The organism is Thioalkalivibrio sp. ALE12, from assembly GCF_000381105.1.
Taxonomy (GTDB): domain Bacteria; phylum Pseudomonadota; class Gammaproteobacteria; order Ectothiorhodospirales; family Ectothiorhodospiraceae; genus Thioalkalivibrio.
The window spans coordinates 558828-583413 of sequence record NZ_KB905905.1 but is presented as its reverse complement, the minus strand read 5'-3'; the positions used below and the strand labels follow the sequence as shown (position 1 = coordinate 583413).

General features: G+C 68.5%; 22 protein-coding genes and 1 riboswitch. Of the genes, 20 read left to right on the top strand and 2 right to left on the bottom strand.

Annotation, left to right across the window (positions count from 1 at the left end; translation table 11 throughout):
• The first annotated feature begins 37 nt into the window (after window positions 1-37).
• The 17 genes from F614_RS0102665 (at window position 38) to cobJ (ending at window position 20587) form a co-directional block, all read left to right on the top strand.
• Complete coding sequence (locus tag F614_RS0102665; protein WP_019558200.1) at window positions 38-1936, top strand: hypothetical protein; 1899 nt, start codon at window positions 38-40, stop codon at window positions 1934-1936.
• A gap of 87 nt (window positions 1937-2023) precedes the next feature.
• Window positions 2024-2271, top strand: a riboswitch (cobalamin riboswitch).
• Window positions 2272-2412: 141 nt separating this feature from the next.
• Window positions 2413-4203 carry a TonB-dependent receptor domain-containing protein gene (locus F614_RS0102660; protein ID WP_019558199.1) on the top strand — a complete coding sequence of 597 codons (1791 nt, stop codon included), beginning with the start codon at window positions 2413-2415 and terminating at the stop codon, window positions 4201-4203.
• A 3-nt stretch (window positions 4204-4206) separates the two neighbouring features.
• Window positions 4207-4761, top strand: a complete 555-nt coding sequence (locus tag F614_RS0102655) for a cob(I)yrinic acid a,c-diamide adenosyltransferase (RefSeq protein WP_026143076.1) — start codon at window positions 4207-4209, stop codon at window positions 4759-4761.
• Between the two features lie 111 nt (window positions 4762-4872).
• Window positions 4873-9546, top strand: coding sequence for a cobaltochelatase subunit CobN (locus F614_RS0102650; protein WP_019558198.1), 4674 nt, complete (start codon window positions 4873-4875; stop codon window positions 9544-9546).
• A 137-nt stretch (window positions 9547-9683) separates the two neighbouring features.
• Window positions 9684-10127, top strand: coding sequence for a MotA/TolQ/ExbB proton channel family protein (locus F614_RS0102645; protein WP_018866863.1), 444 nt, complete (start codon window positions 9684-9686; stop codon window positions 10125-10127).
• Complete coding sequence (locus F614_RS0102640; protein WP_018866862.1) at window positions 10124-10414, top strand: DUF2149 domain-containing protein; 291 nt, start codon at window positions 10124-10126, stop codon at window positions 10412-10414. Before F614_RS0102645 ends, F614_RS0102640 begins: the two co-directional genes overlap by 4 nt.
• 52 nt (window positions 10415-10466) lie before the next feature.
• The gene (locus F614_RS0102635; protein ID WP_026279245.1) at window positions 10467-11339 is read left to right on the top strand and encodes an ABC transporter substrate-binding protein; all 873 of its coding nucleotides are present in this window, start codon (window positions 10467-10469) and stop codon (window positions 11337-11339) included.
• A 57-nt stretch (window positions 11340-11396) separates the two neighbouring features.
• Window positions 11397-12011, top strand: a complete 615-nt coding sequence (gene cobO / locus F614_RS0102630; RefSeq protein WP_018875751.1) for a cob(I)yrinic acid a,c-diamide adenosyltransferase — start codon at window positions 11397-11399, stop codon at window positions 12009-12011.
• Window positions 12008-13300, top strand: coding sequence for a cobyrinate a,c-diamide synthase (locus F614_RS0102625; protein WP_018875750.1), 1293 nt, complete (start codon window positions 12008-12010; stop codon window positions 13298-13300). Before cobO ends, F614_RS0102625 begins: the two co-directional genes overlap by 4 nt.
• Window positions 13297-14151, top strand: coding sequence for a uroporphyrinogen-III C-methyltransferase (gene cobA / locus F614_RS0102620; protein ID WP_026280246.1), 855 nt, complete (start codon window positions 13297-13299; stop codon window positions 14149-14151). The genes F614_RS0102625 and cobA overlap by 4 nt, the downstream gene beginning before the upstream one ends.
• 22 nt (window positions 14152-14173) lie before the next feature.
• A complete protein-coding gene (locus tag F614_RS0102615) occupies window positions 14174-15283 on the top strand; it encodes a cobalt-precorrin-5B (C(1))-methyltransferase (RefSeq protein ID WP_018875748.1) in 1110 nt (369 codons plus the stop codon).
• Complete coding sequence (locus F614_RS0102610; RefSeq protein WP_018878379.1) at window positions 15280-16224, top strand: ABC transporter ATP-binding protein; 945 nt, start codon at window positions 15280-15282, stop codon at window positions 16222-16224. The genes F614_RS0102615 and F614_RS0102610 overlap by 4 nt, the downstream gene beginning before the upstream one ends.
• Complete coding sequence (locus F614_RS0102605) at window positions 16221-16994, top strand: ABC transporter permease (protein ID WP_038028170.1); 774 nt, start codon at window positions 16221-16223, stop codon at window positions 16992-16994. Before F614_RS0102610 ends, F614_RS0102605 begins: the two co-directional genes overlap by 4 nt.
• Window positions 16995-17065: 71 nt before the next feature.
• Window positions 17066-18397 carry a precorrin-3B synthase gene (gene cobG, locus F614_RS0102600; RefSeq protein ID WP_018878378.1) on the top strand — a complete coding sequence of 444 codons (1332 nt, stop codon included), beginning with the start codon at window positions 17066-17068 and terminating at the stop codon, window positions 18395-18397.
• Window positions 18394-19047, top strand: a complete 654-nt coding sequence (locus F614_RS0102595) for a precorrin-8X methylmutase (RefSeq protein ID WP_018875744.1) — start codon at window positions 18394-18396, stop codon at window positions 19045-19047. Before cobG ends, F614_RS0102595 begins: the two co-directional genes overlap by 4 nt.
• The gene (locus F614_RS0102590) at window positions 19044-19799 is read left to right on the top strand and encodes a precorrin-2 C(20)-methyltransferase (protein ID WP_038032902.1); all 756 of its coding nucleotides are present in this window, start codon (window positions 19044-19046) and stop codon (window positions 19797-19799) included. The genes F614_RS0102595 and F614_RS0102590 overlap by 4 nt, the downstream gene beginning before the upstream one ends.
• A complete protein-coding gene (gene cobJ, locus F614_RS0102585) occupies window positions 19796-20587 on the top strand; it encodes a precorrin-3B C(17)-methyltransferase (protein WP_018880464.1) in 792 nt (263 codons plus the stop codon). Before F614_RS0102590 ends, cobJ begins: the two co-directional genes overlap by 4 nt.
• Here the strand turns inward: cobJ and F614_RS0102580 are convergent.
• A complete protein-coding gene (locus F614_RS0102580; RefSeq protein ID WP_019558197.1) occupies window positions 20560-21378 on the bottom strand; it encodes a cobalt-precorrin-6A reductase in 819 nt (272 codons plus the stop codon). The two genes, cobJ and F614_RS0102580, sit on opposite strands and share 28 nt — an antisense overlap.
• 4 nt (window positions 21379-21382) lie before the next feature.
• Between F614_RS0102580 and F614_RS0102575 the strand changes: the two genes are divergently transcribed.
• From F614_RS0102575 to cobM, 3 genes are read left to right on the top strand one after another with little or no spacing between them, the layout of a single operon-like run.
• A complete protein-coding gene (locus F614_RS0102575; protein ID WP_019558196.1) occupies window positions 21383-22618 on the top strand; it encodes a bifunctional cobalt-precorrin-7 (C(5))-methyltransferase/cobalt-precorrin-6B (C(15))-methyltransferase in 1236 nt (411 codons plus the stop codon).
• Window positions 22597-23058 (top strand): cobalamin biosynthesis protein, encoded by a 462-nt coding sequence (locus F614_RS0102570; protein ID WP_018866848.1) that lies wholly within the window; start codon window positions 22597-22599, stop codon window positions 23056-23058. The genes F614_RS0102575 and F614_RS0102570 overlap by 22 nt, the downstream gene beginning before the upstream one ends.
• Complete coding sequence (gene cobM, locus F614_RS0102565; RefSeq protein ID WP_018875740.1) at window positions 23055-23819, top strand: precorrin-4 C(11)-methyltransferase; 765 nt, start codon at window positions 23055-23057, stop codon at window positions 23817-23819. The genes F614_RS0102570 and cobM overlap by 4 nt, the downstream gene beginning before the upstream one ends.
• Window positions 23820-24013: 194 nt before the next feature.
• Here cobM and F614_RS0102560 read toward each other — a convergent pair whose 3' ends face one another.
• Complete coding sequence (locus F614_RS0102560) at window positions 24014-24571, bottom strand: cytochrome c (RefSeq protein ID WP_018878374.1); 558 nt, start codon at window positions 24569-24571, stop codon at window positions 24014-24016.
• Between the last annotated feature and the right edge of the window lie 15 nt (window positions 24572-24586).

Below are 24586 nucleotides of genomic sequence, written 5' to 3'. Positions count from 1 at the left end.
ATGCCGGCGGTGACCATCCATTCCGGAGCAGGGGCGCGTGTTCGGTCGCTTTCGTAAACGCAGGGAGGCACCGGGTCAGGACGACCCGCAGGCCGTCGGTCCTTCGCAGGAGAACGTCCTGATCGAGGCGGCTGGCCGCAGCCGCATCACCGAGGTGGCGGCCACCGCGCGGCGCGTCCCCTGGTCGCTCAATTTCCTCCAGCTGCTGTGGGCGGCGGGCCCGGTCACGTTCCTGGCCATGCAGGGCGGGTACTTTCTCGGTTTCGGGCACGCCGCCCCGGCGCAGAACTTCATCTTCTTCGCCGTCTACACCCTGCTGTTCGGGGTGATCGGCCTGGTAGCGCGCTTTGTTGCCGATGCCACCCGCGGCAAACGCCAGGAACAGTCACGCGAGCAACTGCGCAATACGATCGACCTGCTGCCGGACCTGCTGTTCGTGACTCGCGATCTGGCCATGAGCGAGCTCCCACCGGACATGCGCCGGCGCAAGGCGGCCGAGGTGCTGCTCCACGAGGTGGATATCTCGCCCGAGGGGGTGGCCGTCGCGGTACGCGAGATGACCGGCGATACCAGCCTGGCCGCCGCCGCGGAGCAGATCGAGATCTATCGCCGCCTGGGCCTGCGCTCGCGCGTGGGCGATCTGGTGGGCGCGACCGAGGATTCCCGGCTCGCGGCCCTGGAAAAGCTGCACCACGAGGCCCCGGAAGTTGCCGACCTGCTGCGCGATCGGCTGCGCGGCGTGGCGCCGACCCAGGAAGATGGCGTGCGCCGGGTGGACCAGTTCCTGGACCGCCTGTTCTCGGCGGCCGATGCCGACGACCTGGCGCGTTGCACGCTCGACGATGCGCAGGCGATCTTCGTGCTTGCGTTCGAGCTCGTGAATGGACGCCAGATCAAGCGCCTGAGCTTCGAATGGTCCGGTGGCTGGCAGCTCGGAGCGGCGCTGGACCGGCTGGAGTCCCAGGGCAACCGCTTTCGTGTGGCGCAGGCCGGGGTGGTCAGCCGCCTGCGCTCGCTCGGCATTCTGCTGTCCCAGAGCGATGCCTCGGGGCTGGACCCGCAGGTCCTGCGCGAGCCGGCCACCGACCTGGGGCGCCAGGTCCTGGAGGCACTGCGTACGCTGGAAGATCGCGAGCCGCCGGAAAATTCGGCCGAAGGGCAGCTGCTGGGACTGGCGCTGCGGCGCGTCGAGGACCTGCGCGAAGCGCGCGACCAGCTGATGCAGGCGCAGAGCCGTTACGCCAATGCGGTGGAGCGCTGGGAGGCCCTGCGCCGCGCCCAGGTGGAGAAGCGGGGCGAGAAGCGCTGGTTCAAGCGCAGTGTGCGCGGTATCCGGGTCAGCGAGGAGCTGATCGAGCTGACCGATGACCAGAAGCTGAAGCTGGCCAACGACTTCTGCAACTTCCTTAAGGAGTTGAAGATCCAGCGTGAGGGCGACCTGTTCTACTTCGGAGGGGCAGCGCTGGACGCCGAGACGGCCAAGCGCATCGGCATCCAGCTGGCCCTGATCCTGGAGCCGCTGGTGGACCTCACCAACCCGAGCATCCAGCGCGCGATCTACGCCAACCCGGCCGCGTATCTCGGGGGGCTGTATGTGGGCATGAGCGCGGATGCCAAGGCGGGTCTGGGCTCGGCCATGGTGCGCAAGGTACGTCAGGATCTCGGGCGCATGGCCGAATGGCTGGCGATGCGCCTCACGCGGATCTATCACCTGCCTTTGAGCGATTCCATGCGCGATTTCCTGGTCGACCAGTACGGCGCCAACCGCGAGCGCCTGGACATGCTGGCAACGCATGCCGGGGACGAGTCGCATCCCGTGGCACTGCGCGCCGAGCGGTCGCCCGAGTTCGACGCCATGCTGCAGGACAAGACCTGGGGCCTGCTGCTGAAGCGCGGAACCCGCTACCTCCACGCCGAGGAGCGGCGCCGGCGCTGATGAGGCGTCGCGACGGGCCCGGTTCGACGGTTCCGGTTGTGCGAGATCGAATCTCCCCCGGCTGGTAATTTTGCGCCCAATTGTGTAGTGTTCGCCGCGTTCCCCGGTGCCCGGCCAGGCTCGACCTGGCGGGTTAAACGGGAAGTTCGGTGAGTCCGGGCAGGTCTCCGAGGCCTGCGGACGAAACCGACGCTGCCCCCGCAACGGTGATCGAGCGAGGGACCGCCCGACGGTCCCTGATGGTCGCGGCCAGTGCCACTGAACATGATGTTCGGGAAGGCGCCGCACCGGAACGCTCGTCAGCCCGGAGACCGGCCAGGGAATGATCGCGCGGCATGCGGCGGGCATGCGAGGCGGATGATCGGGCCTGGCCGCTAGCCGGTTGTGGCCGATCCCCCTCGTGTCTGTCTCCCCCTGTTCGCGCGATCCCGACGAATCAACGGCGTGCGGGCGGCTCGCCGGGAGACACGGACGACATGAAACGCACAGCACTTTCCACGGCCATCCTGCTGGCCACCAGTCCCGTTCTGGCGGATACGCCGGATACCAACGACGCGCAGACCCTGGAAACCGTCCAGGTCACAGCCTCTCGCGTCGCGCAGACCGTCGACGAGACGCTTGCTTCGGTCACCATCATCGACCGCGAAGAGATCGAGCGCCTGCAGCCCCAGCAGTTCACCGATCTGCTGGAGGGCCGCGCCGGGATCGAAACCTCCCAGAACAGCGCCTTCGGCAAGACAACTTCCGTCTACACCCGCGGGACAAGCTCCGACCACACCCTGCTTCTGATCGACGGCGTGCGCATGGGGTCGGCCACCAGTGGTGGCGCAAGCTGGCAGTTCCTGCCACCGGAGGAGATCGAGCGGGTGGAGATCGTGCGCGGTCCGCGCACCAGCATCTACGGTTCCGATGCGATTGGTGGCGTGGTGCAGACTTTCACTCGCGAAGGCCGCAAAGGGTCTCCGAAAGTCAACGCGTTTGTCGGCGGTGGCAGTTTCAATACCCGCGAGGCCGGGGTTGGTGTCGCGGGTGGTACCGAGAGCACGAACTACAGTTTCTCGCTCAGCCACTTCGCGACCGACGGCATCAATGTGCAGGACGATGTCGGTGACGACGACCGGGATGGCTACGACAACACCTCGTTGGCAACCAAGGTCTCGCACCGTCTGGATAATGGCGTCGAGTTCTTCGGGAATATCCTTTATTCGGAGGGCACGAGCGAATTCGACGGTACCGAAGATGAAACCGATTTTCGGCATGCCGCCCTTCGTGCTGGCTTGCGAGTGCCTGTAACCCCTCTTTGGGACACCGAACTCAGTGTTAGTCACAGTCGCGATGAGAACGATAACTTTAGCGATGGCGTTTTTTCTTCCCGCTTCGACACTAAACGCAATGGTGTGGATTGGCGAAACGATCTCGAGATAACGGATCGTGTTTATTTGATTGCCGGGATCGATGCGTATGAAGACCGGGTGGATAGCACCAACGATTACGTTGAAGATTCGCGATACAACGTTGGCGCATACTCGGTGGTGCAGGTTGGCCTGGGCCGCCATGATCTCGAGGGAAGTTTGCGTTACGACGATAATGAACAGTTCGGCGACAAGGTGACGGGGCAGGTAGCCTGGGGCATGCAGGCAACCAACATTATACGGCTGCGCGCGTCTTACGGAACGGCCTTCAACGCGCCCACGTTTAACCAACTGTATTGGCCGGGGGCGGGCGATCCAGAACTTCAAGCAGAAGAGTCCGAAACGTCTGAAATAGGCCTGCGCGCTAACTTTGATCAAGGGTATCTGGATGCTTCGATTTTCCAATCGAGGGTGGACAAAATGATCGCAGGTTGGCCGCCTGAGAATGTTGACGAAGCGAGGATTTCCGGGCTTGAGCTGGAGGGTGGTTACGAACGTTATGATTGGATTTCGCGCGCTTCGTTGACCCTTCTGAATGCAGAAGATCGTGAAACAGGCAACGAGCTCCAACGGCGTTCACCCGTGACGGCCCGTGTGGATATCGATCGGAAGTTTCAGCGTTTCTCGCTGGGGGGCTCGGTGATTGCCAAGAGCCGCTCGTATAACGACGCCAATAATGACGAGCGTCTCTCCGGGTACGGTTTGCTGAACCTGCGCGCGAGCTATCAGATCCATCCGGAATGGCAGCTCCAAGCTTCGGTTCAGAACGTGTTCGACAAGGACTACGAGACGGCCCTTGGCTACAACCAGCCGGGGCGCGCCGCGTTCGTGAAGCTCCGCTATCAGCAGAGGTGATCCATGGGTAATCGACTGTCGAAGATTGCGACCCGTACGGGTGATGAAGGCCGGACAGGCCTCGGGGATGGCTCGCGGGTGGACAAGGACTCGCATCGCGTCGAGGCGTTTGGTGACGTGGATGAGCTGAATAGTGTGGTGGGCCGGTTGCTGGTCCACGACCTGCCGGAGGAGGTGCGGCGCTCGCTCGCGCTGGTACAGCACGAGTTGTTTGATCTCGGCGCGGAACTGGCCGTGCCAGGGCACCAGGCCCTCCCGGAGGCTTCCGTGGAGCGGCTGGATGTGGAGTTGGAGTCCTTCAACGACGATCTGCCCGCCCTGAAGGAGTTCATCCTTCCGGGGGGGGGTCCCGCTACGGCCGACTGTCACATTGCGCGCACCGTCTGCCGGCGCGCGGAACGGCGTCTGGTGGCGCTTAACCACCACGAGGCATTGCGACCGTCTTCGCTGGCCTATATCAACCGGCTGTCGGATCTCCTGTTCGTGCTCTGCCGCGTCCTCGCTCGCCACGAAAACGGTGCCGAGGTCCTCTGGCAGCCGGCCAGCCAGCGCGGCTGACGGCTCTTCTGACGGGCGCCGCTCTGGCGGCGTCCCATTCCCATTGCAGCGGTTGCTGGCGTGTCGGGTATACGCCTCGCGACCCCTTGCCGCTTTTTGTCGGGAAGTCCCATGCGTTTCCGTGTTTCCATTCTGATTGCTTTCGCGTTTTTCCTCTTTGGGGGTGTTCCGGCCGGCGCGGGACCGCTGGTGGTGGGTGTGGTCTCCGATCGCTCGGCGGCGGAGGTCGCCGCAGGCGCGCATCGCTTCCTGGAGGCCCATCCGCAGGCGGAGGTGATCCTGCGGACGCCGGAGCAACTCACGGACCAGTCGGACGAGGCGGTATCGGCGCTGTGGCGCGAGGCCGACGCGGTGCTGGTGGCCGCGGTATTCGGGGATCAGGCCGCGCGCCTCGACCGTCTGTTGCGGGAGGCCCCGCCGCCCGAGGCGGCCCCGATTCTGGCGATCAACAGCGTGCGTCACCTGACGGCCCTGTCGCGGATCGGCGGCGAGGCCGTGCTTGCGGGCCTCGATGACGAGATGCGCACCGAACTGGCGGCCAACCCCGACCCGGGTAAAGACCCGCGCGTGCACCTGGCCCAACAGCAGGCGCGTTTCCCCGAGCAGGCGGACTGGCTGACGGGTCGCGCGTTTTACCAGGGACGCACGCCGGAGAATATGGAGGGGCTGATGCGCTGGCTGGCCGCGCGTGGCGGGCACGAGATCGAGGTGCCGGAGCCGGATCCGCGCGAGACCGTCCGCTATTACCGGCATGGCAGCTCCAGCCCGAATCCGGACGCTCTCGAGCTGGACGACGGGCCCGCCGTGGCGTTGCTAGATCTGGATACCGGTGACCGGCCGGGCGACCGGGCGCTGCTTGACGCCGCCTGCAAGGCCCTGGAGGCCCGGGATATCCAGTGCTTCGCGGTACTCGCGCGCTGGGGCGGGGCCAGCCGCGAGGCGGTCGAGACGTTGGCCAAGGTGGCCGGGTCGGCGGATCTGGCAGGGATCGTCAGCCTGCAGGACTTCGTGGTGGGCGGGGGTGGCAACCGCGAGGCGGTGGCCGAGGCCTTCGGCGCGCTGGATGTCCCGGTGATCAAGGGGATCCGCCTGGCGGACGTGAGCGCGACCCAGTGGCGGCTCTCGCACGAGGGCATCCCCTGGGACAAGGTCCACTACCACGTGGCCATGCCCGAGTTGCAGGGCATGAGCCAGCCGATGGTGCTGGCGACCGCCGGCGAGCCGAAACAGGACGCCCGCACGGGCGTACGCCTCACACTGACCGAGCCGGTCGGCGAACGGGTCGAGGCCCTGGGCGACCGGGTGGCGAGCTGGCAGCGGCTGCGCCGCCTGGACAACACGGACAAGCGGGTGGCGGTGGTCTACTACAACCATCCGCCCGGTCGCCAGAACATCGGCGCGGACAAGCTGGATGTCCCCGAGTCGCTGCTGGAGATCCTGCAGCGCCTCGAGGCTGCCGGGTACGACCTGGGCGACGCGGTGCCGGAGGACGCCGAGGCCCTGCTGGACATGATCCAGGATCGAGCCGTGAACCTGCCGGAACAGGCGGATGCGCTGGACGCGATCGCCGGCCGGGTCGCCTCGCTGGACCGCGACCAGTATCAGGCGTATTTCGATAGCCTGCCGGAACCCGTCCGGGCCGAACTGGTCGACGGCCCGATCGGCTATCTGCAGGCACGCCTGGAGGCCGCCAGGGCCGCCGACAAGGTCGAGATCGCGCAAGGTGCGCTGGAGGCCGGCGTCGGCGATCTGCGCCACATGCTGGAGAGTTATCCGCACGCAGCGCAGGAGCGGGCACTGGACCTGCTGGGCCAGTACGAGGAGGCCTGGGAGGCCACGTTGTCCGGTGACGACGAGCACGCGACGACCCGGCAACTGCGCCGTGCCCTGGTCCGTACGGGCATCCCGGGCTTGACCGGATGGGGGGAGCCACCGGGCGAGGCGATGACCCGTGACGGCGAGATGCTGTTCCCGGGGATCGAATTCGGCAACGTGTTCATCGGCCCGCAGCCCCCGCGCGGCTGGGAGGTCAGCGAGCGCCTGCTGCACGCGAATACCACCTTCCCGCCGACCCACCAGTATGTCGGCTTTTACCACTGGATCCGCGATCACTTCGAGGCCGATGCGCTGGTCTACGTCGGGCGTCACTCGACCCGCGAATTCCTGCCGCGCCGGCGTGCGGGGCTGGCACCGGACGACTATCCCGAGATCCTCGGCGGCGCCCTGCCGATTATCTATCCCTACATCGTCGATGGCGTGGGCGAGGGCATCCAGGCCAAGCGCCGCGCCATGGGCGTGATGATCAGTCACCTGACCCCGCCGCTGGCGGCCACCGAGCTGTACGACAGCCTGCTGGAACTGCGCCAGCTGGTGGAGACCTACGAGGCCGCCGCGCAGCCGGATGCCGCGACGCGCTCGCGGGCCGCCCAGACTCTGCGCGAGCGCATCGACGATCTCGGCCTGACCGAGACCATCGAGCGTGAACTGGCGCGGGGTCATCATCACGATCACGGGCATCACCACGACGATCACCACGAGGGTCATCACGAGGGTCACCACGAGGGTCACCACGAGGGTCACCACGAGGGTCACCACGAGGGTCATCACGAGGGGCACCACGAGAGGCACCACGACGAATCCGACTCCGGGCATGGCGAAGTGCATGCGGACGAACACGGCGACGAACATCGCCACGCGGACCATCACCGCGAACACGGGGATGAAGCGCACGAACATGCCAACGAACACGGTCATCAGGAGGCTCATGCGCGTCATGGCGACGATGATCACGGGCATTCGGGCGATCATCACGACCACCATGGCCATGATCACGATCACGGGGATACCCCGCTGGCGGAGATGGACGAGGAGTTGCTGGTCCACGAGATCGGCCACTACCTGACGGACATGCAGGAAGACCAGATGCCGCTGGGGCTGCATGTGTTCGGGCGTGACTGGAGCGACGAGGCCGTGGACACGATGCTCGAGTCGATGGCGGGTGACGACGCGGTCGGCGACGACTGGGACGCCAAGCTGCGTGGATCCCCGGCCAGCGAGCGCGCGCATCTGCTGGCAGCGCTGGAGGGACGTTTCGTGCCGCCAGGGCAGGGCAACGATCCGATCCGCACGCCGGAGGTGTTGCCGACCGGGCGCAACTTCCACGCGCTGGCGGCGGATCTCGTGCCCACGCGCATCGCCTGGGGCATTGGTCAGGAACTGGCCGCGGATGCCCGTAAACACGGCGATCCCGAGGCGGATGGCAGTGAGGCGATCATCCTCTGGGCATCGGATACCGTGCGCGACGAGGGCGTGATGATCGCCTTCGGCATGGACATGCTGGGCATTCGTCCGGCCTGGAACAGTCGCGGGATCGTCCAGGGGCTGGAGCGCATGGACCTCGACGAGGCCGCGCGCGATCGCCGTCGCGATGCCCTTTTTACCACCTCCGGTCTGTTCCGCGACCTCTACGAGGACCAGCTGGTGTGGCTGGATCGAGCCGCCCGCCTCGCACTGGACGGCTCGTTCGAGACCATTCTTGCCGAGTACCCCGAGCTGGAAGAGGCACTGGAGGCGGCCCTGGCCCCGCTGGGGCAGGACCTGCGCGATCCGGGCGCCGAGCCCCTGTCGCGCAACGACGTGGCCGCACAATGGGTGGAGGACACCCAGGCCCTGCGCGCCGCAGGCCTCAATGGCCTCGAGGCGGGGCAACAGGCCGCGCTGCGGGTGTTCGGTACCGCCCCCGGGGCCTATGGGGCCGGGGTCAATCGTCTCGCGGACCGTTCCGGCGCCTGGGAGGATCGTGCCGAACTGGGCGCGGCCTATATGCGCCGGATGGGCCACGCCTACGGGGCGGACGAATCCGGTGGCTCCGCGCACGAGGCCTTCGAGGCCCGGCTGGGCCAGGTCGGGCGCACCTATCTCGGGCGCGCCTCGCACCTCTACGGCCTGCTGGACAACGACGACGGTTTCGATTTCCAGGGCGGGCTCTCGACCGCGGTCGAGAGCATCCGCGGCGAGGCGCCGGACAACCGCGTGCTGCAGCATGCCGATCCGGACAACCCGCAGGTGGAGACGCTGGGACGCGCGCTGATGCGCGAGCTGCAGGGGCAGAACCTGAACCCGCAGTGGATCGAGCCGCTGATGGATCACGGCTATGCCGGGGCCCGCACCATGGCCCGTGACTTCGTCGACAACCTGTGGGGCTGGCAGGCCACCAATCCCGAAATCATCCGCTCCTGGGTCTGGGACGAGGTGCATGACGTGTATCTGCAGGACCGCCACGGGCTGGGCCTGGAGGCGTTCCTCGCCGATGGCCACAACGTGCATGTGAAGACCCACCTGCAGGCCGTGCACCTGGTGGCCGCCAGTCGCGGGTTCTGGGACGCCGAGCCGGAGGTCTTGGAGGCCCTGTCCGAACGTTTTGCCGAACTGGTTGCGGAACACGGCCTGCCGGGCAGCGGGCACACGCGCCCCGACCACCCGATGCTGGACGAGGTGGCCGAGCGCTTGGAGGACCCCGAACTGCGCGAGGCCTTCGAGGCCGTGCGCGCGTCCGCGCAGATCGATCGCGCACAGGCGGAGGCCGACCCCAGCCGTGTCACCGAGATCCAGCCGCTGGAGGACCCGGACGCCCGGGAGATGCAGGAGCTGCCGGAAGCGGCCGCGGCCGAGGGCGGCCAGGAAACCGGCGACGACGCGGCCGGCATGCCCTGGATTCCCTGGCTGGTCGCCGCCGCGCTGTTCCTGCTGCTGATCGGCGGTATCGCGGCAGGCCGGCGGCGATAACCGCCGCTGGAAATGTCTCCTGTAGGAGGCCAGCCCTCTGGCCGATGGGGTATGTCCGGCGGCCCATCGGCCAGAGGGCTGGCCTCCTACATAAGAACGTGGGAAGCGCTGAACAAAGGTTAATGAGGTAAACGCGAATGTCGTTCTCGATCACGATGGAGTTGATGGACACCGTGGTGCGCTGGCTGCTGGAGCCGGTGATCGTCGGCCTGCTGGTGCTGGTCGCGGTGGCGGTCTGGGAGTTCGGGCTGGCCCTGGGCGAACGCTCCGGGGGGGTGCGGCGGCTGGAGGCCACCGGTGACGCCGAGCGCCTGGCCTATCGCGCGCGGCGCCGCATCGACCGGGCGGATCTGCTGGCACGCATCGGCCCGATGCTCGGGCTGATGGGCACGCTGATCCCGCTGGGGCCTGGGCTGGCCGCGATGGGCCGGGGCGAACTGGAAATCCTCGCCCAGGCCGTTACGGTGGCGTTCAACACCACGGTGCTGGGGCTGCTGGTCGGCATCCTCGGCTTCCTGCTCGGACGCCTCCGGCGGCGCTGGTATGACGCTGCGATGGAGCGCCTGGAGGCAGCGGCATGAGGGTCCCGCACTACCGCGCCTCGCGCTTCGACGCCCCCGACGAGGAGCCGATGGGCCCACTGGCCAATCTGGCCGACATCATGCTGGTGTTCGCCGTCGGCCTGATGGTGGTGATGGCCGCCTCGGGGAGCGGACTGGAGCCGGCCAGTGGCGGTGCCGAGATCGAACCCGGGCGCGAGATCCCGGACCCGCCCGAAGGTGCCGGCGAGGCTGGCTCGGGCTTCGAATCCATGGGGCAGGTGTACCGCGACCCGGACACCGGTCGCATGATCCTGATCGGCGAGTGAACGCCGTTGCGTACCGTGTTGGCCCGCGGGCAACTAACAAGGGGAGTTTCCGATGATCACTCAGGTCTGCCGATACACGCGCGCTTTCGGTTGCAGCTTGCCATGGACCCCGGGGACCGGGTTTCTGGCCCTTGTCCTGACCGCGGGGTTGGTGTTTCCGGTAACGGCGACAGCGGGCGAGTGCCCGCGGATTGTCAGCCAGTCACCGTACATCACGCACTCGCTGGAGTACCTGGGCCTGACCCCCTGCATCGTGGGGGCGAGCCGCTACGACGATCTCGACGTGGAGGATACCGGCGGCATTCTGGACCCGGACGAGCAGGCGATCGGCCGCGTCGAACCGGATCTGGCGTTCACCTCGAGCTGGGTCGAGCGCGATGACTGGGCCGATACCGTGCCGGCCAGGACCCGGGCCATCGTGCTGGGCGGCTTCGAAGGGATGGATGCCGTGCGCGAAAATCTCGAACGCATTGCGGATGCTGCGGGCCTGGACGACGGTGCGGTGCGCGCCGCCGCATTCGACGATGCGTGGAAGGAGGCGGCCGATGCCGTGGGGGCCTCCGGCGAGCGTGCGGTCCTGATGTCCTCGTGCAGCGCGCAAGCCTACGTGTACGGCCCGAAGACCTGGCTGCATGATGCCTTCACCCGCGCGGGATTCGACGTCGTTGCGAACCAGCCAGGTGTGCATCACCTGAGACTGTCGGAGGACACCGACGAACTGGCCGATCTGATCAACCAGTATGACGCCGACGTGGTGTTCACCTTCTCTGGGTCCGAGGCTCGCAGCTGCCGAGCGGTGGTCGCATCGAGCCCGGTGAGGGTGGTGAATCTGCCAAGCGGGTATTTCTCGCACCCGGCACCGGTGATCCTGGATGGACTGGCCGAGCTTGAAACGCGGCACACCGAGTGGGCGGCGGCCCAGTAGCTTGTCCGGCCGCACCCGCACCGCGTTTTTCCATTACGAACTGCAGGAGAGAGCGACATGACCAACGATACCGACGCAGCTAAGGCCGAACGCCACGCGCAGCGTATGGCGCGCAAGAAGGAAGTGGTGGACCGCAAGATCGCCGAGGCGCAGGAAGAAAAGGGCGTGTTCCTGATCCTGACCGGCAACGGCAAGGGCAAGAGCTCCTCCGGCTTCGGCATGGTTGCGCGCGCCCTGGGGCACGGCATGCACGTCGGCATCGTGCAGTTCATCAAGGGCCAGTTCGCCACCGGCGAGGAGGCCTTCTTCCGTGGCCAGGACAAGGTGCAGTACCACGTGATGGGCGAGGGCTACACCTGGGAGACCCAGGACCGCGACAAGGATGTGGCCGCGGCCCGCGAGGCCTGGGCACATGCCCGCGACATGCTGCACGACCCGAACGTCGACCTGGTGCTGCTCGACGAGCTGCACATCGCGCTGAAATATCAGTACCTGGATGTGGACGAGGTGCTGGAGGATCTCGCCAATCGCCCGCCGATGCAGCACGTGATTACCACCGGCCGCGCCGCGCCGAAGGCACTGATCGAGGCGGCCGACACCGTGAGCGAGATCGGCGTGGTCAAGCATGCCTTTCAGGCCGGCATCAAGGCGCAGAAGGGGATCGAGCTGTGAGTGTGAGCTGCCCCGCGGCGTTCGTGGCGGCCCCGGCCTCGGGGCAGGGCAAGACCACGATCACCGCCGCCATCGCCCGTTACCACCGCAACCAGGGTTTGCGCGTGCGCGTGTTCAAGACCGGCCCCGACTTCCTCGACCCGATGATCCTGGAACAGGCATCCGGGCATCCGGTCGACGCCCTGCATCTGTGGATGGTCGGGGAAGAAGCCTGTCGAGCGATGCTGTACGAGGCCGCACAGGATGCCGATCTGATCCTGGTCGAGGGCTCGATGGGGCTGTTCGATGGCGATCCCTCCGGGGCGGATCTGGCGCAGGCCTTCGGTTTGCCGATCCTGGCCATGGTGGACGCCAGCGGCATGGGCCAGACATTCGGGGCGCTGGTGCATGGCCTGTCGACCTACCGCCCGGGTCTGTCCTTCGCGGGCGTGATTGCCAACCGGGTGGGCAGTCCGGGCCATGCGCGGATGCTGGAGGATTGCACCCCGGAGGCGATCCGCTTCTTTGGTGCCGTGCAGCGTAACGAAACGCTGAGTGTCCCGGATCGTCACCTGGGGCTGGTGCAGGCCGGCGAGATCGCCGATCTGGATGCGCGGCTGGAGGCGGCAGCGGCCGCGATTGAAGAGGCTGGGGTGACAGGGCTCCCGGAGCCGGTGCGCTTTGATCCGGAAACAATTGCGCCGATCGAGGCGGCGCTGTCCGGCGTGCGCATTGCGATCGCGCGGGATGCGGCTTTTGCTTTCATGTATCCGGCCAACCTGCGCCTGCTGGAGAAGATGGGCGCCGAACTGCGGTTCTTTTCCCCGCTTGCGGGGGACGGGTTACCAGAGGCCGATGCCGTCTGGCTGCCGGGTGGCTACCCCGAGTTGTATCTGGATCAGCTGTCCGCCAATGCTGTCCTGAAGTCGGACCTTGAGGCCCATCATGCGGCGGGTCGCCCCATCCTGGCGGAGTGCGGGGGCTTTCTCTACCTGCTGGATGAACTGGCCAATCGCGAGGGTCATGCCGCGGCCATGGCCGGGCTGGTGCCGGGCAAGGCCCAGCTGGCAGACCGCCTGCAGGGTCTGGGGCTCCAGGCGGCCCCGCTGCCGGAGGGCGAGCTGCGCGGGCACACCTTCCATCACACCCATTCCGAGGTCGGGCTCGAGCCCTATGGTCATTGCTGGCGTGCGCGCGGGACGGGGTCGCAGGGCGAGGCGATTTATCGTGACGGGCGCCTGACCGCGACCTATCTGCATGCCTGGTTCCCCTCCAACCCGCAGGCCACGGCGCGACTGTTCCAGGCATGAGCGGTACAGGGCAGCACAAGGTGGCCAGGATCGGATCCGGTGCGCGCCCTGGGGTGACCCTCCCGTTTCGCGGCGAGCGGCGGGCCGGGTGCGTGGATCTGGTGGGCGCGGGGCCGGGCGATCCAGGCCTGCTGACACTGGACGCGCTCAGCGCGATGCAGCACGCGGAGATCCTGCTGCACGACCGCCTGATCCCGCAGGCGATCCTGGATCTGGCAAACCCCAAGGCGCAGCGTCTGTACGTGGGCAAGGCGCGCTCGCGGCACAGTTGTGATCAGGGCGATCTGAACGATCGCATGGTCGCGCTGGCCCGGGAGGGGCACTACGTGGTGCGCCTGAAGGGGGGTGACCCGTTTGTCTACGGGCGGGGCGGCGAGGAGGCCGCCGCGATTGCCGCCGCCGGGGTGCCAGTGCGCATCGTGCCGGGGATTACCGCAGCCGGTGGCTGTGCAGCCTATGCAGGGATCCCGCTGACCCATCGCGATCACGCCTATCGCTGCCAGTTCGTGACCGCCCACCGGCGTGCCGGCGAGACCAATCTGGACTGGGCCTCGCTGGTGCATCCGCAGCAGACCCTGGTCGTCTACATGGGGCTGCATACCCTGGCCGAGGTCTGTGGCGAGATGATGGCGGCGGGTGCGGACGGCGCGATGCCGGCCGCGCTGGTCGAACAGGGGACGCGCCCGGGCCAGCGTGTCATCGAAGGCGTTCTGGCCGACCTCCCCGCGCGGGTGGCGGATCTGGATATCCAGTCGCCGGCGCTGCTGATCGCGGGCGAGGTCGTGCGCCTGCGCGAGACGATCGCCACGCAGGGTGCCGAGTCCGTCCCGGGAACGCATGAAACCGGCTGAGCAGAACAGCTCGGCGGGCGGAATGCGCCCGGAGACGCCCGAGACGAGCGGGCGTCTGCGCACGGGGCTGACCACCGGTGTGTGTGCGACCGCCGGTGCCGTTGCCGGCGCACGCTGGCTGCTGGAGGGGCGGCGGCTCGAGATGGTGGAAGTCATCCTGCCGAAGGGACAGGTCGTGAGCCTGACACTGAACGACCTCGAACCCACTCCGGGCGGCGCGGTTGCCGGGGTCATCAAGGATGCCGGCGACGACCCGGATGCCACCCACGGGGCCCGGGTCTGGGTGGAGGTGAATCTGTGCGGTGCGCCCGGTGTCGAGTTCGTGGCGGGTGCCGGGGTCGGGACGGTCACGCGCCCGGGCCTGGTGCTGGAGCCGGGCGAGCCCGCCATCAATCCGGTCCCCCGACGCATGATCCAGGGGCATCTGGAGACACTGGCTGCAGCCGCTGGGTACAGCGGGGGCTTCAGGGTCACGGTCGGCGTGGACGGTGGCGAACGCATTGCCGGGCGGACCATGAACGCCCGCCTGGGGATCCTCGGGGGGCTCTCGATCCTGGGCACCACCGGCATCGTCCGGCCGTTTTCCTGCGCCGCCTATATCGCATCCATTCATCAGGCCATAGACGTGGCCCGCGCCAACGGCTGTCCGCGTGTGGCCTGCTGCACCGGGGGTACCAGCGAGGCGGCGATGCGCGAACAGTACGGCCTGGACGACATGGCGCTGATCGAGATGGGGGATCTGTTCGGGGCGGCACTGAAGTACCTGGGGCGTCATCCTCTGCCTGCGGTGGTGCTGGCCGCGGGGTTCGGCAAGCTCAGCAAATTCGCGGCCGGACACCTGGATGCCCACAGCCGCAAGTCGCGCATCGATCTCGACGCGCTGGCGGAGGAGGCGGCGGATCTGGGAGGCAGCCAGGAACTAGTCGCGCGCATCCGCGCGGCGAATACCAGCGCCCAGGCGCTTGCGGATTGCCTGGAGCAGGGTGTGGCGCTGGCCGACCGTATCAGTGCGCGCGCCTGGAAGCGGGCGCGCGGGATGCTGCCGGAGACCACGGCGCTGGAGGTCTGCGCGGTGGATCGGGCCGGACGCATCGTCGGGTTGGCCAGGGACACCGGGGGGCTGGCGCCATGATGGCCCCGGCAATCGCCCTGAAGTCGGTGGCCAAGCGCTATGCCGGTGGCCGGGTCGGGCTGGCGGACGTGGACCTGGAAGTCCCGGCGGGCCGTTTTTTCGGCCTGCTGGGGCCGAATGGGGCCGGCAAGACGACCCTGGTGGGACTGCTGACCACGCTGGTGCGGGCCGATCGCGGGTCGATCCGGGTCTGCGGCTTCGACGTGGCGACACAGGCGGTTGCGGCGAAGGCCTGCATGGGCGTGGTGCCGCAGGAGATCAACTTCAACAGCTTCGAGCCGGTGGGCGAGATTGTTGAAGCCCAGGCGGCCTATTACGGATTGTCCCCGCGGCGGGCGCGCGAGCGTACTGGCCAGGTACTGGAACAGGTGGGCCTGGCGGACCGGCGGCGGCAGTCCGCCTGGGGGCTGTCGGGCGGAATGAAGCGCCGGCTGATGATTGCCCGGGCGCTGGTGCACCGCCCGCGCGTGCTGCTGCTGGACGAGCCGACCGCGGGGGTTGACCTCGAGGGACGCCATACAACCTGGGAACTGCTGCGTGCGCTGAATGCGGATGGTGTGACCATCCTCCTGACGACGCACTACCTCGAGGAGGCGGAAGCGCTGTGCGATTCGCTGGCGATTCTGGATCAGGGCGAGATCGTTGCGCGCGGCGAGACCGGCGAACTGCTGCACGGGCTGAACGTGCAGACCCTGGTGCTCGAGTTGAGCGCCCCCCTTGATGCGTGCCCCGAGCTGGAAGGGTTGGCGATCCGGCGGGTGGATCGCTGGACCCTGGAGATTGACCTGCCGCAGGGTATGGAGGTGAACGCGCTTTTTGAGCGTCTCGGTGTGTACGGTGTCCGGGTGGCGGGCCTGCGCAACAAGCGCAACCGGCTCGAGTCGCTGTTCCTGCAGCGCATCGCGGAACGTGCCAGTGCATCGCAGGGGGCCGGGACATGAGGCTCGCGGCTTACGGATTTGCCTACCGCGGGATGGTGATCAAGCAGGTGCGCCGCTTCCTGCGTGCCTGGGTGCAGAACCTGCTGCCATCAGTGGTGACGACCGTTCTGTTTCTGGTGATCTTTGGCCACCTGGTCGGGCGCGAGCTGGGCACCATGCGTGGCGTCGACTACGCCGATTTCATCCTGCCGGGCCTGATCATCCTGGCCGTGTCCACCAACGCCTACAGCAATGTGACGCTGGCGTTCTATGGCGCGCGCCTGCAGCGGCACATCGAGGAATTGCTGGTTGCGCCACTCCCCGCCTGGCTGATCGTGGCGGGCTTTGCAACCGGCGGGGTGATCCGCGGTCTGCTGGCCGGGGCGCTAGTGGCGCTGGTTGCGATCCCGTTTACCAACCTGCAACTGCACCACCTGGCGGCGACTCTGGGGATCGCGCTGGTCAGTGCCACGCTGTTCGCCCTGGCCGGCCTGCTGAATGGCCTGTACGCGCGCAGTTTCGACCACACCTCCGTGGTGGCGACGTTTGTGCTGACCCCCCTGATCTATCTGGGAGGGCTGTTCTATCCGGTGGAACGGATGCCCGAGCCCTGGCAGTCGCTGGCAGCGCTGAACCCGCTGTACTACATGGTCGAGGGCTTTCGCTACGGCCTGTTGGGGACCGGGTCCTTCGCCTGGGCCACAACCTTCTGGGTGCTCGTGGGGACCACCCTGGTTGTCGGCGGGGTGGCCTGGACCCTGGTCGCTCGCGGCGTGCGGATCCGGTCATGAGCAGGGGTCCGAAGCCGTTGGGTGCCGAGCATCCGCGTGTGCGCCGGGCGTGTCCCGGAGTCGCTGCGCCCATGACGACCGGAGACGGGCTTCTGATGCGGGTACGTCACCCGATCGGAGGGCTTGACGCGGCGCAGGCGCGCATCCTCGCCGAGGTGGCGCTGCGTTTCGGTTCCGGTGACCTGGAGCTGACCAGTCGCGGCAATCTGCAATTGCGCGGTCTGGACACGCCGGGCCTGGAGACGGCACGGGCCGAACTGGAGGCGGCGGGTCTGGCGGATCGCGATCCCGAGGCGGAGGCGGTGCGCAATGTGCTGGTGGCACCAGCGACGGATATCGACCCGGAGGCCGCCATGGATGTACAGCCCATCGCGCGGCAACTTGCGCGGGCACTGGGCGCAACCCCGCGCCTGCGCGCACTGCCGCCGAAGGTCGGGGTGCTGGTGGAGGCGGGTGGCGGGTTGCCGCTGGGTAGAGTGCCGGCGGACCTTCGACTGGAGGCCTGTACGGGACCGGGTGGCGTGTGGATTCGCGTGGCCGTCGGGGCGTCGGCTCACGCCGCGACGGTGCTTGGGTGGGCACGCCCGGAGAAGGCCGTGGACGCTGCCCTGCAAGTCCTCGAGCAATTCGTGGCGCTGCGCCAGGGGGATCCGGATCCGCCGGGCCGTTTGCCCGGCGCACTGGCTCGGTTCGGCGCGAAGGCCCTGACGCCTCCCGGGCTGGAGCGGGTGCTTCCGGGTGGGGATCCGGTTGCGGCACGGAGCAGCGAAAACGCCGACTCCGGGATTGGTGCGTGCCTGAATGGCGATGCCTTCGGGGTCGCGTTCCCGTTCGGATCCCTGCGCGCCGAGGCCCTGCGGGGGCTGGCCGAGCAGATCCGCGGCCAAGAAGGGCGCCTGCGGCTGACTCCCTGGCGCAGCGTGCTGCTGGTCGGGGCGCGGCCGATCACCCTGGACCGGCTGGCTGAATGGGGCGGAGTAACGGATCCACGAGATCCTCGCCTAGTGGTGAGCGCCTGTGTCGGTCAGGGGGGATGCTCGGCGGGTACGACATTCACTCGGGCGGACGCCGCGATGCTCGGGACAGCCGCCCGCGGGCTGCTGGCGGATGACGAATATCTGCATGTCAGTGGCTGCGAGAAGCACTGCGGGAGGCCCGCGAATGCCCGGGTGGTCCTTGCGGCGCGGGCGGGGCATTACGACCTGTCGCTGCAATCTGCCCCGGCGCACTGGGAGGCCCTTCTTGAGGGTCTTTCACCGGATCAGCTGCGAGCGGCCCTGTCGGCGCTTGAACAGATTACGCACGCAGAGCGCGTCGGGATGCTCGCGGCCCTGCGCAGGCTGGGCCCGACCGACCTGCGTCGGCGCCTCAACGCGATGATGAATAACGGAGAAGAAACATGACGCAGAGCGATACCGCGGGGGTCGTACCGGATTACGAGCGCGACGGCGCAGCCATCTACCGGGAATCCTTCGCGATTATTCGATCCGAGGCGGCGCTGGATCGTTTTCCGGAGGATCTGGTGTCTGCGGTGGTACGCATGATCCATGCCTGCGGTATGACCGACCTGCCGCAGGACGTCGGGTTTTCGGCTGGCGTGGCCCGGGCGGCTCGCGCGGCGCTGGCTGCTGGCGCGCCGATCCTCTGCGACAGCAACATGGTGGCGCATGGGGTCACGCGCGCCCGGCTGCCGGCGGATAACCCGGTGATCTGCAGCCTGCGCGAGGACGGAGTGGTGGCTGCTGCCGAGCGTATGGGCACAACGCGTTCGGCGGCGGCGCTGGAATGGTGGCGACCGCATATGGAGGGTGCGGTGGTGGCGATCGGGAATGCGCCCACGGCCCTGTTTCACCTGCTGGAGATGCTGCACCAGGGCGCGCCGCGTCCGGCCGCGGTACTCGGTATCCCGGTGGGCTTTGTCGGTGCGGTGGAGAGCAAGGAGGCGCTGGCCGCCAGCCCGCTGGACCTCGAGTACCTGACCATCTTCGGACGCCGCGGTGGCAGCGCCATGGCCGCGGCGGCCATCAACGCCTTTGCGAGTGACCGGATATGAAGACTTCTTCCCCTGTGAATGCATCTCCGGAGGCGGGCTGCCTGTATGGAGTCGGCACCGGGCCTGGCGATCCCGAGCTGCTGACGTTGAAGGCCGCGCGGCTGATCGCACAGAGTCCGGTCGTGGCCTACTTCTGCCGCCGTGGCGGGCGCGGTCAGGCGCGTGCGATTGTGGACGCCCACCTTGGTACCGGCCAGTGCGAGATGCCGCTGGAGTACCCGGTGACCAACGAGATTCCGCACGGCTCCGAGGAATACCGCCGCCGCATCGAACAGTTCTTCGACGCCTGTGCCGAGCAGCTGGCGGCCGAACTGGAAGCCGGGCGCTCGGTCGTGGTGCTGAACGAGGGCGACCCGTTCTTCTACGGCTCCTTCATGCACGTATACCTGCGGCTCAAGGAGCGCTTTCGCACGAGTATTGTGCCCGGAGTGACTTCGATGATGGCCTCTGCCGCCCAACTGCCAACTCCGTTGACCATGCGCGATGACCTGCTGACGGTGATCCCGGGCACGATGCCGATCGACGATCTGCGCCAGGCCCTGCAGGGGACTGATGCAGCGGTCATCATGAAAGTGGGGACCCATCGCGATGCGGTGGTCGGTGTCCTGCAGGAGCTGGGGCTGAGTGAGCGCGCCTGGTACGTGGAACGCGCCAGCACTGCCGAGGAGCGGGTCCTGCCGCTGTCCGAGATCCCGGAACGGGTGCCCTATTTCTCGATGATCGTGATCCCCGGGCGCGGGGTTCGGCGATGAGCGGGGATGGCGGTCCGGTGGTCGGTCGGCTGAGTGTGGTCGGGGTGGGTCCGGCGGGGCCGGAATGGATCACACCGGAGGTCGCTGCCCGTCTCGAAGCGGCCACCGATCTGGTGGGGTACGGGCCGTACCTGGAACGGATTGCGGGCCCTCATCACCGTGTTCATTCCTCGGACAACCGTGAGGAACTGGCGCGCGCGATGCACGCCCTGGACATGGCCGCCGAGGGGCGGGACGTGGCCGTGGTCTCGGGTGGCGATCCGGGCGTATTCGCGATGGCGGCGGCGGTTTTCGAGGCCCTGGAAGGGGCGCAAGCGCAACGCTGGGCGGGAGTCGAGGTGGACGTGACTCCCGGGATCTCGGCGATGCAGGCCGCCGCGGCGCGGCTGGGTGCGCCGCTGGGGAACGATTTCTGCGTGATTTCGCTGTCGGACAACCTCAAGCCCTGGTCGCTGATCCAGCGTCGGGTACGGCTGGCGGCCGAGGCCGACTTCGCCATGGCCTTCTACAACCCGATCTCGCGCGCACGTCCCTGGCAGCTGGGGGAGGCACTGGGCATCGTGCGCGAGGTGCAGGGGTCGGAGACACTGGTCGTGCTGGCCACCGCGGTGGGACGCGGCAAACGCGAAGACGTGCAGATCTCCACCCTCGGCGAGGTGGACCCGACGGCGGCCAACATGAGCACGCTGGTGATCGTGGGCGCCGCCTCCACCCGGGTGCTGGAGCGCCGCTCCGGCCGGCGCCATGTGTACACCCCGCGCTATGTCGAGTCGGCGGAGTCGCGGTGAACGCGCGGGAGGCCTTCCAGCCACTCCAGGGCCGCCTGCGGGGCGTGGAAGCGGGGCACCCCGGGGGCGTCCGGCGGCCGGTCCACCATCACCACCGGGATGTCGCGTTCGCGGGCGGCCTGCAGCTTGGGGGCGGTGGCCGCGCCGCCGCTGTCCTTGGTGACCAGCACGTCGATGGCGTGGGTCTCCAGCAGCCGGTGCTCATCGGCCAGGCTGAACGGGCCGCGGGCCCGCAGCCAGGTGACCCGGGGCAGCGCCGGCGGCGGTTCCGGCGGGTCGATGGAGCGGATCACGTAGTCCAGCTCGGGCGCGGCCGCGAAGGCCTCCAGGTGCTGGCGCCCGGTGGTGATGAGCACGCGCCGGCCGAGGCCGGGGAGCGCGCGGGCGGCGGCCTCCAGGTCGGGCACGCGCAGCCAGTGATCCCCGGGGGCCGCCTGCCACGGCGGCCGGGTCAGCCGGGCCAGGGGTACGCCGGCGTGGCGCGTGGCGGCGACGGCATTGGCCGAGATCTGCCGCGCGAACGGGTGGGTGGCGTCCACCACGGCGTCGATCGCGTGGTCGCGCAGCCAGGCGGCAAGGCCCTCGGCGCCGCCGAACCCGCCGGTGCGCCGAGGCAGTCGCGAGGGCGCGGGCCTGCGCGTGCGTCCGGCCAGCGATACGGTGGCGTGCAGCCACGGGTGGCCGTCCAGCAGCGGTTCCAGGGCTGCGGCCTCGGTGGTGCCGCCCAGCAGCAGGATCTGCCGCGGGCGTGCTGCCCGGGGGCCGGTATCGGTGGATGAACGGGAGCTCATGAGGATGACCAGTCTAGCCACCAACGAGGAGCGAGCGCCATGGCTGAACATCGTCGGCGTGGGCGCGGAGGGGCTCGCCGGGCTGGCCCCGGATGCCCGCATGGTGCTGGACACGGCGGCGACGGTGATCGGCGGCGCCAGGCATCTGGAGATGCTGCCGGAGCGGCCGGGGCAGGAGCGCCTGGTGTGGCCGTCGCCGCTGGAGATCGCGCTGGACTGGATCGAGGCGCGCGCCGGGCAGCCGCTGTGCGTGCTCGCCAGCGGTGACCCCTTCTGGTTCGGGGTGGGGGCGACCCTGATGCGGCGCTTTCCGGTCGCGCAGACCGCCGTCTGGCCGGCGCCCTCGGCGTTCAGCCTGGCCGCCGCGCGCATGGGCTGGCCGCTGCAGCAGACCCGCTGCCTGTCGGTGCACGGCCGGCCGATGGAGGCGCTGCGGCCCTGGCTGCATGACGGCGCGCGACTGCTGATCCTGAGCCGCGACGGGGATACCCCGGCGGAACTGGCGCACTGGCTGACCGGGCTCGGCTTCGGCGATTCCACCCTGACCGTGCTGCAGTCCCTCGGTGCGGACCGCGAGGCGGTCGTCCGCGCGCGCGCCGGGGCCTGGCCGGAGGTCGCGATCGAGGCGCTGAACACCGTGGCGCTGGAATGCCGGGCCGATCCGGCGGCGCAGGTGCTGGCCGCCAGTGCCGGCCGGCCGGAGGCGCAGTTCGAGCAGGACGGTCAGATCACCAAGCGCGAGGTGCGGGCGGTGGCGCTGGCCCTGCTGGCGCCCGGTCGCGGCGAGCGGCTGTGGGACGTGGGCGCCGGCTCCGGTGCCATCGGCATCGAGTGGATGCTGGCGGATCCGGCCAACACCGCCGTGGCCATCGAGCCGCGCGCGGAGCGCCTGGAACGCATCGCGCGCAACGCGAGCGCACTGGGAGTGCCGGCACTGCGCCGCATCCACGGGCGCGCGCCGGAGGCGCTGGATGACCTGTTTGCCCCCGACGCGATCTTCATCGGTGGTGGGCTGACGACGCCCGGGCTGGTGGAACACTGCGTGGAGCGTCTGTGCCCGGGGGGGCGCCTGGTCGCCAGCAGCGTGACGGTGGAGGGCGATGCGGTGTTGGCGGCGGCTCGCGAGCGCCATGGTGGCGAGCTGACACGCATCAATGTGAGTCGCTCGGAACCGCTCGGCGCGATGTCCGGCTGGAAACCGCTGCGGCCGGTGACCCTGTGGGCCCTGCGCCGGATCTGAACCAGGAGGGGGGCTTGGTCGTGCCGGGCGTCGGCTTCGCCTCCGCCTGTACGGCCCGGGAGCTGGAGGGTCTGATGCGCGAGGTACTGGCCGAGGCTCGCGCCGTGCTGGGAGTGGAGCGTGCCGGAGTGCTCGGGGCCCGGCAGCTGGCGGCACCGGTGCATAAGAGTGACAGTCGCATGCTGGCGACGGTCGCACGGGAGCTGGAACTGGAACTCGTATTCCCGTCCATGGCCGCCCTTGCGGACTGCCAGGGGGGAGTGCTGACGGAATCGCCACGGGTGCGTGCAACGGCCGGGGTCGGTTCCGTGGCCGAGGCAGCGGCGCTGGCAGCGGCCGGCGAGGGCGCGCGTCTGCTGTTGCCGCGGCGTCTGTCACCGCAGGCCAGCTGCGCGGTGGCCTGGGTCGACCGCCAACATCTTTTCGAGGAGTCATCATGACGGTTCATTTTGTCGGTGCAGGCCCGGGTGCCGCGGATCTGCTGACCCTGCGCGGCCGGGATCGTATTGCGGCCTGTCCGGTGTGCCTGTACGCGGGTTCACTGGTGCCGGAGGCCGTGCTGGAACATGCCCCGGAGGGGGCGCGCGTGGTCAACACCGCGCCGCTGACGCTGGACGCGATCATGGAGGAGATCGAACGCGCCCACGCGGCGGGCCAGGACGTGGCGCGCCTGCACTCCGGCGACCTGTCGGTCTACAGCGCGCTGGGCGAGCAGATCCGTCGGCTGGAGGCGGCCGGGATCGAGTACAGCATCACGCCCGGCGTGCCGGCATTCTCCGCCGCCGCCGCGACTCTGGGGCGGGAACTGACGGTGCCGGAGGTGGCGCAGTCGGTGGTGCTGACGCGCACGCCGGGACGGGCGTCCTCCATGCCGGAGCGCGAACGGCTGGCGAGCTTTGCCGCCACCGGGGCGACCCTGGCGATCCATCTTTCGCTGCACAATATCGAGACCGTGGTCGAGGACCTGCGGCCGCACTACGGCTGCGACTGCCCGGTGGCCATCGTCTTCCGTGCCAGCTGGCCGGACGAGACCGTGGTGCGCGGTTCGCTGGGGAATATCGCGGAACGGGCGCAGGCCCTGACCACGCGGCGCTCGGCGCTGATCCTGGTGGGCCCGGCGCTGGACCCGGGCGATTTCCGCGACAGTGCGCTGTACGACCCGGCGCATGTGCGCCGTTACCGCGGCATGGACGGGGACTAAGCGGCGGCGGCCCCGATCTTCCGCAGGCAGGGGTGACTCCGGTGGGTGTTGTGGGGCACTGGGCTTTTCGCCTGCAAGCAGGTTCCCACATCGCCAGGAACCTGTAGGAGTCTGCTTGCAGGCGAAGGCGGTTTCTTCTCGATCAGGACCACGGAAAGGGCCGCCGTGAGGCGGCCCCTTGGTTCCCGCCCGGTTTAGCGGCGGCGGTAGTGGTCGTGGCAGGCCAAGCAATGGTGGCGCACGCCGTTCAGGGCCTCGGTGGCGCGAAGCTGGAAGTCTTCGTTCTCCAGGTCCTCGGCCGCCTCGACCTTGCGCTGCAGTCGTTCGGCGGCCTCGCGGTAGGCTGCCTTGTACTCGGAGAACTCCGGGTCCTCCCAGGCCGCGGGCAGGGCGCCGGGTTCGCCGTCCCGCGCCGGGGTCTCGCGAGCGAACCAGGTTTCGATGTCGGCGGCTCGGCGCGCCAGTTCCTCGGCCAGGTCGGGCAGGCGCTCGGCGAACGGTGCGTCGTAGCGCAGGATCTGCTCGATGCTGCGGTAGGTGGCTGAGGTGCCCTGCATGCTTTGCTGGCGGAAGCGCTGGAAGGCCTCGGTGGCGTCTACTGTGGCCGGGTTGTCCATCGTCTCGCTGTAGTCTTTGCCCCAGGGGCCGGGCATGGGGAGCGTCACCTCGTCGCCATGGGCGCCGGTGGCAGCAAGCAGGAACAGGACAAGGCCGGCGATCCGGAGGGCCGGTGTAAAGGGGGTTCGAGTCATGTCGGATCTCCTTTC

Excerpts from the sequence above, each read along its gene's own strand:
- cobA (WP_026280246.1), top strand. The coding sequence starts at position 13,297 with ATGAGCGGTACAGGGCAGCACAAGGTGGCCAGGATCGGATCCGGTGCG.
- cobM (WP_018875740.1), top strand. The coding sequence starts at position 23,055 with ATGACGGTTCATTTTGTCGGTGCAGGCCCGGGTGCCGCGGATCTGCTG.
- F614_RS0102640 (WP_018866862.1), top strand. The coding sequence starts at position 10,124 with ATGAGGGTCCCGCACTACCGCGCCTCGCGCTTCGACGCCCCCGACGAG.
- F614_RS0102645 (WP_018866863.1), top strand. The coding sequence starts at position 9,684 with ATGTCGTTCTCGATCACGATGGAGTTGATGGACACCGTGGTGCGCTGG.
- F614_RS0102560 (WP_018878374.1), bottom strand. The coding sequence starts at position 24,571 with ATGACTCGAACCCCCTTTACACCGGCCCTCCGGATCGCCGGCCTTGTC.
- F614_RS0102655 (WP_026143076.1), top strand. The coding sequence starts at position 4,207 with ATGGGTAATCGACTGTCGAAGATTGCGACCCGTACGGGTGATGAAGGC.
- F614_RS0102635 (WP_026279245.1), top strand. The coding sequence starts at position 10,467 with ATGATCACTCAGGTCTGCCGATACACGCGCGCTTTCGGTTGCAGCTTG.
- F614_RS0102590 (WP_038032902.1), top strand. The coding sequence starts at position 19,044 with ATGAAGACTTCTTCCCCTGTGAATGCATCTCCGGAGGCGGGCTGCCTG.
- F614_RS0102615 (WP_018875748.1), top strand. The coding sequence starts at position 14,174 with ATGCGCCCGGAGACGCCCGAGACGAGCGGGCGTCTGCGCACGGGGCTG.
- cobG (WP_018878378.1), top strand. The coding sequence starts at position 17,066 with ATGACGACCGGAGACGGGCTTCTGATGCGGGTACGTCACCCGATCGGA.
- F614_RS0102660 (WP_019558199.1), top strand. The coding sequence starts at position 2,413 with ATGAAACGCACAGCACTTTCCACGGCCATCCTGCTGGCCACCAGTCCC.
- F614_RS0102610 (WP_018878379.1), top strand. The coding sequence starts at position 15,280 with ATGATGGCCCCGGCAATCGCCCTGAAGTCGGTGGCCAAGCGCTATGCC.
- F614_RS0102650 (WP_019558198.1), top strand. The coding sequence starts at position 4,873 with ATGCGTTTCCGTGTTTCCATTCTGATTGCTTTCGCGTTTTTCCTCTTT.
- F614_RS0102575 (WP_019558196.1), top strand. The coding sequence starts at position 21,383 with ATGACCAGTCTAGCCACCAACGAGGAGCGAGCGCCATGGCTGAACATC.
- F614_RS0102605 (WP_038028170.1), top strand. The coding sequence starts at position 16,221 with ATGAGGCTCGCGGCTTACGGATTTGCCTACCGCGGGATGGTGATCAAG.
- F614_RS0102580 (WP_019558197.1), bottom strand. The coding sequence starts at position 21,378 with ATGAGCTCCCGTTCATCCACCGATACCGGCCCCCGGGCAGCACGCCCG.
- cobJ (WP_018880464.1), top strand. The coding sequence starts at position 19,796 with ATGAGCGGGGATGGCGGTCCGGTGGTCGGTCGGCTGAGTGTGGTCGGG.
- cobO (WP_018875751.1), top strand. The coding sequence starts at position 11,397 with ATGACCAACGATACCGACGCAGCTAAGGCCGAACGCCACGCGCAGCGT.
- F614_RS0102595 (WP_018875744.1), top strand. The coding sequence starts at position 18,394 with ATGACGCAGAGCGATACCGCGGGGGTCGTACCGGATTACGAGCGCGAC.